A 13,990-nucleotide genomic window follows, 5' to 3' on the forward strand; every position below is an offset into this window, starting at 1 on the left:
CTCCAAAGAACGGCTCGTTCGGGTGAAAACGGAGCAGATGCGTCACGTATCCAGAGGGATACGGCACACAAATAGCGCCATAGGGCCTGACCTGCCCTTTCACCCCATCGTGGAATGGAATTCGAACACATGTTCATGCCACGATGGACGCATGTCAGCCCTCGGTCTCGCCTCCCCGCTTGAGCTCCTCGACGAGCTCAGGCGGAAGGTCCGTGCGCTGCACCAGCTTCAGTTCCAGGTGCTGGAGATCGTCGGCGCACTGGATCAGCAGGGCGCGGCGGAGTCGTTGGGCTACAAGGATCTGATCGAACTCTTCAAGCACACGCTGCGCTGGGATCCCAGGCTCTCACGCCGCAAACTCGCGCAGGCCAAGGCTTTGTGCCCGGCCGTGACCCCGAGCGGGGCGAAGGTGGAGCCGATGCTCCCGCTGGCAGCGGCGGCAATGGCCACCGGAGATCTGTCCGAGGACCACATCGACGTGGTGGCAGAGGCGATGGCAGGTCTGCCCGCCATCGCCGAGGTCCACCTCGTCGACTACGCCCAGCAGCACGAACCCCGATCGGCCAAGGCGTTCTACAAGGAGCTCGCCTACCGCCTGGATCAGGACGGCCCAGAACCGAAGGATCCCGAGCCGGCGCAGCCGCGCAACGTGGTGCGCCGTCAGTGGAAGAGCGGCCGCTACCACCTCTTCGCCGACGTGGACGCCGAGACCGGCGCCAAGCTCGACGCGTTGATCGACCCGCTGGCCAAGCCCGGACCCGCCGACCTCCGCTTCGCGCCGGAGCGCGAGGGCGACGCGTTCTGCGAAGTGATCGACCTCGCGATGCGCGCCGGCCATCAGCACATCAGCGGCGGCGAACGTGTCCAGCTCACCGTCACCCTCGACTACGACAAGCTCCGGACCGGCATCGGCACCGCCCGCCTGGACAACGGCGAGCAGATCCCGATGCACCAGGTCCGCAAGATCGCCTGCGATGCGGCCGTCATCCCCATGCTGCTCGGCACCCGCTCCCAGGTCCACGACGTGGGCCGCAGAACCAGGACCATCAACGCGGGCCTGCGCCGAGTCCTCATCGCCAGAGACAAAGGCTGCACCTTCCCAGGCTGCGACCGCCCACCCAGCCACTGCGAAGCCCACCACATCCAGCACTGGTCCAACGGCGGCAGGACCGACCTCGGCAACCTGGCTCTGCTCTGCCGCCGCCACCACGACTTGGTCCACTACTCCGACTGGCAACTCCACATGGCCAACGGCATGCCGGCCTACCGCCCACCGGCCTACGTAGACCCCCACCGCACACCACGCCACAACCAGATCCACGCAGTCGCCTGACCCGCACCCAGCCCTCACGGCCCGCTCGGCCGAGCTGTGCCACCCACCAACTCCGCCGCCCCACTGTCCATGGCGCCTGACCTGTGCGTTCACCTCAGCCGGAGACAATGATGACGTGCTTGCCCAGGACGCCGCCGCGTTCGAAGGCCTCGTGCGCGGTCGCGATGTCGGTCAGCGGATACACGCTGTGCACCACGGGGCGGAGCGCGCCGGACGTGACGTGGTCGGCCAGGTCGTCCAGCACGGCGTAGCCGGGATTGGCGCTGAACGTGCGGATGCGCCGGGAGCCGTGGACGCTCGACATCGCGATCGCGGCCAGGGCGGGGCCGGAGAGCGCGATGGTGACCATCCGGCCGCCCTTGGCGAGCCTGCGGCGATACCGCGGCAACTCGGAGCCGACCGTGTCGACGATGACGTCGAACGGTCCGATCTGATCCGGGGTGGTGGTGCCGTGGTCCAGGACCACGTCGGCCCCCAGACCACGGAGTGCCTCGGCGTGGCGGTCGCGGGCCAGTGCGGTGACGTGGCCGCCCATCGCGTGGGCCAGTTGCACGGCCGCGGTGCCCACGCCGCCGGCCGCGCCCCGGACCAGGACCCGCTCACCTTCGGCCAGTCCCACGCTGTCGCGCAACGCGATCAGCGCCGTGCTGCCCGCGACGACCAGGGACGCCGCCTCGACCGCCGACACACCCGCCGGAGCGGGACTGATGCGGTCGGCGGCGACCACGACGTACTCGGCCGCTCCCGCGACGGTGTGCCGTTGGCGGGGGTGCACCATGCCCCACACGCGGTCCCCGGCGCGGTAGCTCTCGACGCCGGAGCCGGTCGTGACGACGACGCCGGTGAAGTCCAGGCCGACACCGATCGGGAACGTGCGGCCCGACACCATCTTCAGCCCACCGGCCCGCACGATCGTGTCGTGTCCGTTCACGCTGGCGGCCTCGACCCGCACCAGGACCTCGCCCGTACCGGGAGAGGGCCGGTCGACCTCGACGAGCCGAAGGACGTCCGGTGCTCCGAAGCTCGTGATCTGTGCGGCCTTCATGTCGTGTTTCCTCCTGTGATCGGCTGGTGTGCCACCGATCCTGGGGTCTCCTCGCGTGATCTCGGTCGTTCGCTTCGTCCTGGGTCTGCCAGACCCACCTTCGTCGATCACGCCGCGGGCATACTGGCCAGATGACCGACGATCCCCGCCGTGAGCTGGCCGAGTTCCTGCGGACCCGGCGAACCAGGGTGCGGCCGCAGGACGTCGGGCTGGAGCCTGGTCCGCGGCGGCGCGTCGCGGGGCTGCGCCGGGAGGAACTGGCCCTGCTGGCCGGGGTGAGCCCGGACTACTACCAGCGCATGGAGCAGGGCCGCGACGTGCGCCCGTCCGACCAGGTCCTCGACGCCATCGCCGGCGCGTTGAACTTCTCCGCCGAGGAGTCCCGGCACCTGCACAGCCTCGCGGCCGCCGCGCGCACCCCCGTCCGGGCCGGCCGCCGGTACCCGCCGGAGGAGGTCCCGCAGACCACGCTGCGGCTGCTGCGCGCGACGGACTCGCCCGCGCTGGTCGTCGGGCGCTTCCTGGACGTGCTGGCCTGGAACCCGCTGGCCGGTGCCCTGCTGGGCGCGTTCACCGAGGTGCCTCAGGCGGAACGGAACCTGCTGGCGCTGTTGCTGCACCCGGAGGCCGACCAGGCGTGCCCGGACCGCGCGGCCACGGTCGCCGAGCTGACCGGGATGCTGCGGGCCCAGGTCTCCGCCGAGCCGGGGCACCCGCGAGCGACGGAACTGGTGGACGAACTGAAGGCGCGCAGCGGCGAGTTCGCGACGCTGTGGGCCCGCCACGACGTCGAGGACACGACACGCGGCCGGATGCGCGTCGACCACCCGCTGGTCGGGGAGCTGAACCTGGACTGGGACGCCTATCCGATGCCGGGCGCGCCAGGCCCCGTGCTCATCGTGTACACCGCCGAGCCGGGCAGCCAGGACGACGAACGCCTTCGCCGGCTAGCGGGCATGCTCGACCAGCGACCCTCACAAAATCAGTGGGCGGCCACCTCGGCGCGGTGATAGACAGCGGCCGTGCACACCAACCTGGCGTTCCCCGACCTTCTGCGACTGATCGAGGAGCGGACCGCCGCCTTCACGACCGCCATCGCCTCCGCCCCTGATCTGGACGCACCGGTGCCGTCGTGCCCAGGCTGGACGCTGTACGACCTGGTCCAGCACCTGGGCGACGGCCGCCGCAAGTGGGCGGAGATCGTCGCCGCGGGCCCGGCCGACGCTCCCCCGGCCCGCACGCCGGTCGAGGCACCGCGCGAGGACCTGGTGGCGTGGATGACCGAGTCGTCACGGCTGCTGGTGGAAGCGCTGAAGGAGTCCGGCCCGGACCGCGGCTGCTGGGCGTGGTGGAGCGACTTCCAGTCGCCGAGGACCACCGGCACCGCCGCTCGCCACCAGCTCCAGGAGATCGCGGTCCACACCTACGACGCCCAGCTCACCATCGGCGCCCCGCAGCCGCTGCCGGCCGAGGTCGCGCTCGACGGCGTGGAGGAGTTCCAGACGACCTGCGTCGCGACGAGGTCACCGTGGCCGCACGAGCCCGTGATCGTCGACTACCACGCCACCGAGGGCCGTTCCTGGCGCGTGACGCTCGACGCCGACGGCGCCCGACTCGGTGATGTCCCAGGCACCGCCGACGCGTCGTTCAGCGGCACGGCGAGCGACCTCGTGCTGTCCTTCTACGGCCGCAAGACCGCGGACGACCTGAAGGGCGAGGGCGACCACCTGCGCGTCTTCGACCGGCTCGTGGCCTGGGAGCCCGCCTGAAGGGGAACTGTGTGGCGTCGCTCGGAGATGTGGGAGACGCGCTGCGCAACGCGGCTGACAAAGCCGCTGCTGCCGCGGGGCCGTTGGTGGCGGAGGAAGAACTCGCCGAAGACGCTGCCGGCCTGATCAGAACAGCGGGCGAAGGCTCCTACGGTCTGACCGCGGAAATCGAGCAGACCGTAGGACAGTTCGCCCAGGTCAAGCCCGTCGTCGCCGAGCTTCTGGAGCGCCTTGACGCCGCCCAGAAGGGCATCGCCGGCATTGTCTCCGCGCTGGTGGGCGACGGATCTCCGGCAAAGGATGCCCAGGTGGGGGTACCTGCCTCGTCCCCGCACAGCTGCGCCGGAACCCGAGCTGTCCTGGGGCGAGCAGCAGCGCGCGAGCGTTCCCCACCCACATCACGAGCGGTCTCTACTTCGACGACGACGGGTACAGCGACCTCGTGCAGAGCGGCGGCGAGCCGGACGGCGAGCACCCGACGCAGGTTTCCGCACCCGAACTGCCGACGCGCGGGCTCGCCGAAATCCCCGACCGCATGTTCAAGATCGGTGTCGCCCACGGGGGTGAGGTCGGTGCGATGCTCTACTTCGGACCGACTGCTGAGGGTGTTGAAGGCATCTGGATGACGCGCGCCGACGAGCCTGCCGGTGACGCGCCGACGTTGTATCGCGACGTCGACAGCCGCAGGGAGTTTCCCGCCGATGCGGTGTTGCCGCTGTCCTTGGCAGGCAAGGCGTTGCGCGAGTTCCAGTCGACCGGCGTGCGTCCGGACTGCGTTCAGTGGCAGGAAGCGGACGCTTTCTGACACGCGAAAGGCTGCTCAGACGGCCTTCAGACCGTCCGGCGTCTCCTCGTGCCGGATTCCACACTCAGGACACGACAGATCGTCTGACAGCCGCACGAGCCCGCGATCGTCGACTACCACGCCACCGAGAGACGTTCCCGGCGCGTGACGGCGCCCGAGTCGGCGACATCGCGGGCACCGCCGACGCCTCGCTCAGCGGCACGGCGAACGAACTCGTGCTGGCCTTCTACGGCCGCAAGCCCGTCGAGGAACTGAAGCTGGAGGGCGACGCGAAGGTGTTCGCCCGGCTCATCAGCTGGGAACCGTCATGATCAGTAGAACTTGAGGGTCGACGGGCGGTGGACGAGGTTGAAGTGCTCGGCACCGGCCTTGCTGTCGACGCCCACCATCTCGACCGTCTGTCTCGGATCAGAGGCGCACAACATCGCGATGACGTCATCGGCGACCACCTCTGGATCGCGGTCGCCGACGTCGATGCCGAGCCGGAACGTCACCGACGGGTCTCCCCACCGCGCGTCGGCGGGATAGGTGAAGTCCAGGCTCGCGGCGTCGTGGACCTCTCTCGCGCTGTGGCAATAGCCAGGTCCGCAGTCCCACCGGCCCAGGATCGTCGGATCAGCCCGTAGCCGCTGTTCGACCAGCCGGGCCACCGTTCTCGCGGGCCATTCCCAGGTGCGGTCCGCCTCCGCTCGCGCCACCTCCCGGTCGTACTCGCCGACGTCGAACCGGAACTCGCCCGGAAGCCGATCGGATCGCACGTCCCAGCGCCAGTCCTTCCACACGACTTCCGCGCCCTCACGCACGATCGTGACGTAGAGGTTGGTGCCGTCGTAGTCGTCGAGAAGGATCTCCCTCCGCTCGCTCGTGGCCTGGAGCCGGCCTCCGTCGATCACCCGTTCCGGCGGGCCGGAGAAGCCTCCCTGGAACAACGCTGCGTAGATCGGCGTGCCGTCGAGGAGGATCCTGGCCTCCACACCACCTGTGGGTTCAGGTGCGTGCGGCACGATCCGCACCGCGAACCGGGTGGACGGCACGCTCAGCCCGGGGGTCTGCCGGAGCACCCACGCCGCGCGGCCGTCGCTTCCGGCGACGTCCGTCAGCACATCGCTCCAGGCGGTCAGCAGGCTCCTGATCTCGGCGACGAGGCCGTCGCGCAGGTCGCGGACCACCACGGCCGCCCAACCGGACACCAGTTCCTCCGCCAGGGAGCAGAGCAGCACCGCACGGTCCACTGTGGCCAGTCGTTGCCCCGCGAGCGCCACCCAGCGCCGCAGAGCCGTCGTGTCGTGCGGGAGGTAGCCGAACGGGGAGGACAGGTCCTGGCTGCTCAGGTAGAGCAGGCGTGTCCCGAGGTGGTCCCACAACTCGTCATCCACGTGCGCCAGGTCGAGCAGCGCACGGAGTTCGTGCTTGCCCGCTCTCTCTCGCATGTGCCTCAAATAGCCGGAGGAGTTCCTGCACGCCCAGCGGCAGACGTCCTGGTCCGGGTGCCCCCTCAAGGCATCGCCCACCTCCCTGCGGACACCCGGTGACCGGTCGGCGACCCAGATGGCGTCGCTCTCGGCGCCGGGAATCTCCAGCAGCACGCGAACGGCCTGTGAGGCGGCGAACTCCTGCAGCCCGAGCGTCCGGACCACGGGGATGTCGGCCGGCTCGGCGTGACCGGTCAGGAGCCCCAGACCGAGGACGATCTCGCGCTGGTCGGTGCTGGTCAGCAGCTGCCTGGCCGCGTTCACCAGGCGTGGTGACGGGTCCAGTTCACGCAGCACGGCACGGACGTCGTAGTCGTAGAACGCGAGTCGGGTGCACCTGTCGTGCAGCCGACTCAGATCTGTGAAGTCGCGCAGGAGTGCGCTCAGTGCCTGCCGGCGTTCCTCGACCCCCTGGTCAACGAGGTCCGGCCATGCGCCGCTCACCGGGCGGAGAAGAACTCGATTCGCTTGATCATGAACTGGATCGTACCCGACACGACAAGGCCGGCACCTCGGGTTTGAGGCATCGGCCTTGTCGTGCTCAAAACGCTGTCAGACGGCTTTCAGGCCGTCCGGCGTCTCCTCGTGCCGGATACCGCACTCCGGACAGGAGAAGTCATCTGAGAGCCGCACACCGCACGCGCAGACCCAGCCCTTCACGACCGCCGGGTTGCCCGCCACGAACGCATGCGCGGGCACCGAGCGCGTGATCACCGCACCGGCCGCCGCGAACGCGTGCTCGCCGATCTCCGTGCCACACACGACAATCGCACCAGCACCGAGAGTCGCACCCCGGCGCACCAGCGTGGTCTCCAGCGCGTCGCCGGTCTTCTTGACGTGCGCACGAGGCCGCAGGTCGTTGGTGAACAACACGTTCGGCCCGAGGAACACGTCGTCCTCGCACGTCACGCCGTCGAAGACGAGAGTGCCGTTCTTGACCGTCACGTTGTTGCCCAGCACCGCGCGGGACTCGACGAACGCGCCGTCGCAGATGTTGCAGTCACGGCCGATGCGCGCGCCTGGCAGCACGTGCGCGAACGCCCACACGCGCGTGCCGTCGCCCACGTCCTCGGACTCGCACAAACCCTTGGGGTGCACACGAACGCCGGTCATCGCAGCGCCTCCTTCAGTGCCTCGGCCACGCGGGTCTGCTGGGCCTCGGTGATCTCCGGGAACAGCGGCAGCGACAGCAGTTCCGCGGCCGAAGTCTCCGCCACCGGGAACGAACCGTCCAGGTGCGCGAACGCGCCCGTCTTGTGCAGCGGCGTCGGGTAGTGGATGCCGGCGCCGATTCCCGCGGCGTGCAAAGCGGACAGCACGCGGTCGCGTTCCGGCACGCGGACGACGTAGAGGTGCCAGACGGGCAGGTTGCCGTCCAGGACGACCGGAACCCGCACACGTTCGACGTCGGCGAGCAGTTCGGTGTAGCGCTGGGCGGCGGCGCCGCGGGCCTGGTTCCAGCCCTCCAGGCGGCGCAGCTTCGCGGACAGCACCACGGCCTGCAGCGTGTCGAGGCGGCTGTTGAAGCCGAGCACCGGGTGCTCGTACTTGCGCGGCGAACCGTGTTCGCGCAGCAACCGAACCGACTCGGCGATCGCGTCGGACGTCGTCAGCACCGCGCCGCCGTCGCCGTACGCGCCGAGGTTCTTGCCGGGGTAGAACGAGGTCGCGGCGGCGACACCGAGGCCACCGACGGCGACGCCGTTGCGGCGTGCGCCCTGGGCCTGCGCGGCGTCCTCGACGACCGGAAGGCCGTGCGGCAGCAGTTCGACCGGCGCGGCCTGGCCGTACAAGTGCACCGGCACAACGGCCTTGGTGCGCGAAGTGACCACAGAGGACACCTGGTCGACGTCGATCAGCAGCGTGTCGTCCACGCAGTCCACGAGCACGGGCGTCGCACCGGCGCGGGCGACGGCCTCGGCCGTGGCGATGAAGGTGTTGGCGGGCAGCACGACCTCGTCGCCGTGGCCGACGCCCAGCGCGCGCAACGCCAGTTCGATGGCGTCGGTGCCGTTGCCGACACCGATGGCGTGCGCGACTTCTTGGTAGGCGGCGAATTCCGACTCGAACCGGGCGACCTGGGGGCCGTTGATGAAGGCTGTCGTCTTGAGCACCTCGGCCCAGCCGTCGGCCACCTCGTCGGCCACCTGCTCGTGCTGGGCACGCAGGTCCACCAGTGGAATCTCGATCACGCGCTCTCCCCACGCAACGGGCGGGCCGGCACGCCGGCCCACGTCTCTCCTGCGGGAACGTCCCGCAGGACAACGGCTCCCATGCCGATGACGGCACCGGCGCCGATCTTCACGCCCTCGCGCACCATGGCTCCCTGTCCCAGGTACGCGGCCTCCCCGACGTGCACAGAACCCGCGAGCGACGCGCGGCCGGCGAACGTGACGCCGTCCGAGACCTCGTCGTCGTGGGTGATCAGCACCTGGGGCATCGCCACCACGTGCTGCCCGATCGACAGCGGGGTCGTGATGACGACGCCCGCGAGCAGAATCGTTCCGGCGCCCAGAGAAGCACCGGAGGTGACCGCGGCCGGGTGCACGATGGTCGCCCATCGCTCGTCCGGCAGGTCGAGCCTGCGAGCCACGGTCAACCGGACGAGCGACCGCTGTGCGCTTGCGATGCACAGCACGACGGCCGCTTCCGGGTGATCAGCCAGGAGGTCGAGCCCGCCCAGCACGGGCACCCCGTCGATCGAGGTGCCGTGCAGGGCGGTGGAGTCGTCGAGCGCCCCGAGGGGCTTCCACGTCTCCGGGAGGAGGCGGACCGCCGCGAGAGTCTCGCGAGCGAGTCCACCTGCCCCGATGAACAGCAGTGGCCGTGCGGTCACCCGTGCATCACCCGAACACCACGTCCACCCAGTAGTTGCCACCGTTGTAGGTCGAGGTCGGGAAGCCCGACCCGGCCGCGAACACACCGGCCGACGGCGAGGCGGTCAGCGGCGGTGACGTCACCGTGCCGAAGTAGCCCGCGTTGACCGCGTAGCGACCCGTGGTGGTCGTGTACGAGGCGGTGTAGGTGGTGTTCGCCGTGATCGACACCGGCGACGAGAACGTCAGCGTCTGCCAGCCCGACTCCGTCTCACCGGAGAACGTGCCGGTGGCCAGGCGCTGGCCGTCCGCGGACCAGAGCGACCCGGTGTGGGTGCCGGTGTTGCCCGCGCCCTTGTAGAACTTCACGCCGGTGATCTGCCCGTTCGTGCTCGACGTGAACTTGACGCCCAGCTCGTACGCGCCGTTGTCATCAGCCGAAGTTACCGTCGGAACGGTCGCCGCGCTGAACAACGAACACGGGCAGGTCTGCGTCGTCGTCGTGGTGAACGACCACGTGACCGGGTTGGCCATCATGTTGCCGAACGTGTCCGCGGCCTTGGCGCTCACCGAGTACACAGTGGACGCCGCGAACCTGGCGGCAGGCGTGAACGTGATCATCCTGCTGTCCGGCGAGAGCGCCCGCGTGCCGGCGATCTTCGCGCCACCGGGGTCGGTGACGTCGAACTGCGCGGAGTTGAGATCCACGGGCTCGTCGAACGACACGGTGACCGTCGAGTTCAGGGCCACGTCACTCGCGCCGGTCAACGGCGTGTGCGACTGCGCCACCGGAGCGACGTTGTCGGCGTTGGGCTGGTAGAGGGCGTCGACCCAGTAGTTGCCCGAGCCGTACGTCATCGTCGGGAAGCCCGCACCCGGCACGAACACGCCGTTGAGCTCCTGCGGTGCCGACAGCGGACCGGAGTTGACCGGACCCGTCCCGAAGTACCCGGCGTTCACCGCGTAGTGCCCGGTGGTCGTCGTGTACGAGGCGGTGTAGGTCTGGCCGGAGCTGACGATCACCGGCTGCGCGAACGTGAGCGTCTGCCAGCCCGTCGCGGTCTCACCCGTGAAGGTGCCCGTGGCGAGGCGCTGACCGTTGGCGTTCCAGAGGCTGCCGGTGTGCGTGCCGGTGTTGCCGGTTCCCTTGTAGAAGCGGACACCGGTGATCTGGCCCGACTGGGTCGGGGTGATCCTGACACCCAGCTCGTACGCGCCCGAGTCGTCCGCGGACGTCTCGTCCGGCACCGTCGCCGCGCTGAAGAGCGAGCACGGGCAGGTCGGCGTCGTCGTGGTCGTGAAGTTCCACTCCGCGGCCGCCGTCATCGCGATGCCGTTGACGTCCGCGATGCCCACGTGCGCCTGGTACTGCGTACCCGACACGAGCTTGGCGGACGGCGTCCAGGTGACCGTCTTCTGGTCGCCGGACAGAGACACCGAGCCGGACAGCTTGGCGCCCTTCGGGTCCTTCAGCCAGATCTGCGCCGACGCGGGGTCGACCGGCTCGCTGAACGTCGCCGTGAGAGCGCTCTGCAGGCCCACGTTCGTCGCGTTCACGGCCGGCGTGCGGTTCGTGATCGTCGGCGGCGTGGTGTCACCGTTGAGGCCGTTGCGGTAGATGACGTCGACCCAGTAGTTCGTCGCGTTGTAGGAGTTGTTCGGGAAACCGGTGCCGTACTTGTAGACGCCGTTGCCGCCGTCCGCGCCGTTCTGCAACGCGTGCAGCGACTGGTAGCTCGCCTCCTGGCCGTTGAAGTAGCCGGAGGTGACCGAGTACCGGCCGCTCGGGGCGTTGTAGGAGACGATGTACGTCGTGTTCGCCTGCACCTGGACCGGCGAGTTGAACATCAGCTTCTGCCAGCCGGACGTGGTCTCCGCCGTGAACGTGCCGGTCGCGAGCAGCAGACCCGTGGAGGTCCACAGCGAGCCGGTGTGCGTACCGGTGTTGCCGGATCCCTTGTAGAAGCGGACGCCGAGCACCTCGCCCTTGCCGTCGAAGCGGACCTTGGTGCCGACCTCGACCTGGCTCGTGTCACCGGCGTCGACCACCGCCGGTGCCGCGAAGTCGTCCCAGACCGTGCACGGGCAGGTCGCCGGGCGCGGCGAGCCTGTGGTGAACGTCCAGTTCGACTGCGAGGACAGGTTTCCTGCCGCGTCCGCCGCCCTCATGGTGACGGTGTAGGCCGTGGCGGCCGCCAGCGGTGCGGACGGCGTGAAGATGATCGTGCGGGCGTCGTTCGAGATCGACTTGGTGCCCGTGACCGCGCCGGCCGGGCCGGTCACCGTGACCTGCGCCGAGCTGAGGGTCACGTTCTCGTCGAACGTGCCGGACACCGTGGTGTTGAGCGCGACGGAACCGGCGTTGGTGACCGGGCTCATCGCGTTCTGGATCGGCGCGCGGGTGTCGGGACCGGGGTCCGTCGCCCACACCACGTCGACCCAGTAGTTGGTGTTGTCGAACGTCTGGTTCGGGAAGCCGGTGCCGAAGCGGAACACGCCGTTCGGACCGTCCACACCAGACTTGAGGCCGGTGATGGGTTCCATGTACGCCTGCTGCTGGTAGAACCCGCCGGTGTCGTAGGCGAAGTGCCCGGTCGGCGTGTAGTACGACACGACGTAGGTCGTGTTCGCGTTCACCGCGATCGGCGACGGGAAGAGCAGTGTCTGCCAGCCCGTCGGGCTCTCGTTGGTGAACGTGCCGGTGGCGAGCAGGTCACCGGTGGAGGACCACAGGCTGCCGGTGTGCGTGCCGGTGTTGCCGGTGCCCTTGTAGAACTTGACGCCCCGGACGTAACCGTTGCTCGCGGCCCTCCACTTCACGCCGAGCTCCAGCTGCGAGCTGTCGTTGGCGGAAGCGACCTTCGGAACCTCCTGGCCGGAGAACATGCCGCACGGGCAGGTCCTGGTGGCCACGTTCGGAGTCGCACTCACGGGCGTGGACAGGTTCAGCGAGTCGTCGACCGCGCGGACCCTGAGTTGTGCCGTGCCGGACTGCGACGGTGTGTACGTGTAGCTCCACGACGTCTGGCCGGCCTGCCAGTTGGCGTAGTGCCAGCGGGTGCCGCCGTCGGTCGAGACCTCGACGCCCGCGACCTTGCCGGACGCGTCGATCACCGTGCCGCCGAAGGTGTAGGGCTGGCCCACCGTCGACTGCGCCGGGAGGGTCGAGATCTGCACGCCCGGTGCCGCGTTGTCGTTGATGGCACCGGAGATCGTCAGCTGGTCGGCCGCCCACAGCTGATAGGGCTGCACGCCCATGTCAGCGAGGAAGTTGACCGTCGCCTGCTTGATCCGCTTGTCCGAGGTCGGCGTGTTGGTCGGGAACGCGTGTTCGTCGTCGACGCCCCACGCCCACTGCACCGTGCCGGCACCGAACACCAGCGCACCGGAAGGCGCGCGGTAGTACGTGATCGCGTGCGTCTCGGGACCCGAGCCGTACTCGTCGCCGTAGTTCTTCAGGCCGTAGTAGCCGTCGAGGTTCACCGTCGTGCGGGACATCTGCGCGACGCCGGCGGGCTGGAAGCCGTTGTCGTAGACGGTGTTCCACTCGTAGCCCAGCGTGCCGGGCTGGAACGTGTACGTGCTGCCCGCGGCGAGGTTCACCAGGTCGGTGTTGCGCCAGAGCCGCATCTTGCCGTACGCGGCCGGTACCTGGAGCGAGTCGTCACGCCGGCCGTTGACCGTGAACATGTTGCCGAGCAACGCGTTCTCGGGTCTGCCGCCGTCCTGGGGCGGACTGTAGCGAGGGTCTCGCCAGGTGCCGGTCCAGTCGTTCAGGCCGTCGTTCTGGGCGCCCTTGGTCTCCTTGAAGCAGGCGATCGTGCGCCAGTCCGTCTGCGAGGAGTCGATGCTCTTCTCGTAGCGGGTCTTCCAGAAGATCTCGTTGCCCGTCAGGAACGCCATGTGCACACCCGCGTCGCGGGCCGCCATCACGTTGTTCCACTGCTCGTTCGACCAGTACTCGTCGTGGCCGACCGCCATGAAGACCTTGTGGTTCTTGATCAGGTTGCCGCGGCGGGCCGAGTCCACGTCGGTCGTGTAGCTCATGTCGTACCCGTTGCGCTCCAGGAACCTGAGCATCGGGTACTCGGCGTTGAAGATGAAGTTCTCGTCGCCGTCGCCGCCGGTGTAGGGGCGGTTGTAGCTGACCTTGTACGAGCTGCCGCCCTGACCGGGGCCGTCACCGAAGTAGAGGCTGTTGCCGCCGTAGCGGTTGTACGCGACCCAGGTGGCGTCGGAGGTCTGGAAGAACACCTTCGAGGTGGAGCTGTCGTCGCGGACGACGAACGCCATCTCGTTCTCGACGCCGGTGTCGTTGCGCGTCATGCGCACGTAGTAGATGCCGGAGACCGCGGTGGACGGGATGTTCCAGGTGAGCGACACGGCCCAGTTGCCGCAGTCGATGAGCGCGGTCGGCGCGTCCCGCAGACATGGTGGCTGGTTCTGCGGTGTGTTGCGGGTGACCGTGCCCATGTGCCGGGCGCCCTTGCCGCCGTACCAGCCCATCCGGTAGATGTCGAGCTTGTACGAGGAGGCCGACGTCAGCATCTTGAAGCTGACGGTCTGGCCGATGTTGTAGCTGATGTCCGTTGTGTACCCGAGGATCGCGTCGTCCCGGTACTGCGCCTGCCAGTTGTCCGCACCGGTCTGCGTGTTCTCACACGCGACCTTGTTCGTGACCGGGAAGTCACACGGAGCGGCGTTGGCTTTGGGGGCGTTGAACACCCCCATCACGAACATCGTCGATGCG

General features: G+C 69.0%; 10 protein-coding genes. 4 read left to right on the plus strand and 6 right to left on the minus strand.

The genetic code is table 11. The annotated features are described in order from the left end of the window. Positions 1–151 precede the first annotated feature (151 nt). Positions 152–1,333, plus strand: coding sequence for an HNH endonuclease signature motif containing protein (locus BM417_RS03035; RefSeq protein WP_177320250.1), 1,182 nt, complete (start codon positions 152–154; stop codon positions 1,331–1,333). Positions 1,334–1,427: 94 nt separating this feature from the next. Here the strand turns inward: BM417_RS03035 and BM417_RS03040 are convergent, their stop codons facing one another. Further along, a complete protein-coding gene (locus BM417_RS03040; RefSeq protein ID WP_093588162.1) occupies positions 1,428–2,378 on the minus strand; it encodes an NADP-dependent oxidoreductase in 951 nt (316 codons plus the stop codon). A 131-nt stretch (positions 2,379–2,509) separates the two neighbouring features. Here BM417_RS03040 and BM417_RS03045 point away from each other — a divergent pair, with 131 nt between their 5' ends. From BM417_RS03045 to BM417_RS03055, 3 genes are all read left to right on the plus strand, one after another. Then, positions 2,510–3,388, plus strand: a complete 879-nt coding sequence (locus BM417_RS03045) for a helix-turn-helix domain-containing protein (RefSeq protein WP_093588163.1) — start codon at positions 2,510–2,512, stop codon at positions 3,386–3,388. A gap of 12 nt (positions 3,389–3,400) precedes the next feature. Continuing rightward, positions 3,401–4,147: a maleylpyruvate isomerase family mycothiol-dependent enzyme gene (locus tag BM417_RS03050; protein ID WP_093588164.1), complete on the plus strand. Its 747-nt coding sequence runs from the start codon at positions 3,401–3,403 to the stop codon at positions 4,145–4,147. A 442-nt stretch (positions 4,148–4,589) separates the two neighbouring features. Next, on the plus strand, positions 4,590–4,952 hold the full coding sequence (locus BM417_RS03055; protein ID WP_093588165.1) for an Imm1 family immunity protein: 363 nt from the start codon (positions 4,590–4,592) through the stop codon (positions 4,950–4,952). 311 nt (positions 4,953–5,263) lie between these two features. Here BM417_RS03055 and BM417_RS03065 read toward each other — a convergent pair whose 3' ends face one another. The 5 genes from BM417_RS03065 to BM417_RS03085 all read right to left on the minus strand — a co-directional run bounded on the left by BM417_RS03065 (position 5,264) and on the right by BM417_RS03085 (position 13,971). Next, positions 5,264–6,868 (minus strand): hypothetical protein, encoded by a 1,605-nt coding sequence (locus BM417_RS03065; RefSeq protein WP_093588167.1) that lies wholly within the window; start codon positions 6,866–6,868, stop codon positions 5,264–5,266. A 108-nt stretch (positions 6,869–6,976) separates the two neighbouring features. After that, positions 6,977–7,537 carry an acyltransferase gene (locus BM417_RS03070; protein WP_093588168.1) on the minus strand — a complete coding sequence of 187 codons (561 nt, stop codon included), beginning with the start codon at positions 7,535–7,537 and terminating at the stop codon, positions 6,977–6,979. Then, a complete protein-coding gene (locus BM417_RS03075) occupies positions 7,534–8,616 on the minus strand; it encodes a DegT/DnrJ/EryC1/StrS family aminotransferase (RefSeq protein WP_093588571.1) in 1,083 nt (360 codons plus the stop codon). The genes BM417_RS03070 and BM417_RS03075 overlap by 4 nt, the downstream gene beginning before the upstream one ends. Then, positions 8,613–9,260, minus strand: a complete 648-nt coding sequence (locus tag BM417_RS03080) for an acetyltransferase (protein WP_093588169.1) — start codon at positions 9,258–9,260, stop codon at positions 8,613–8,615. The genes BM417_RS03075 and BM417_RS03080 overlap by 4 nt, the downstream gene beginning before the upstream one ends. Positions 9,261–9,267: 7 nt before the next feature. After that, the gene (locus tag BM417_RS03085) at positions 9,268–13,971 is read right to left on the minus strand and encodes a DUF4082 domain-containing protein (protein WP_245821645.1); all 4,704 of its coding nucleotides are present in this window, start codon (positions 13,969–13,971) and stop codon (positions 9,268–9,270) included. Between the last annotated feature and the right edge of the window lie 19 nt (positions 13,972–13,990).

It is taken from the genome of Lentzea waywayandensis, from assembly GCF_900115955.1.
In the GTDB taxonomy this organism is placed as follows: Bacteria; Actinomycetota; Actinomycetes; order Mycobacteriales; family Pseudonocardiaceae; genus Lentzea; species Lentzea waywayandensis.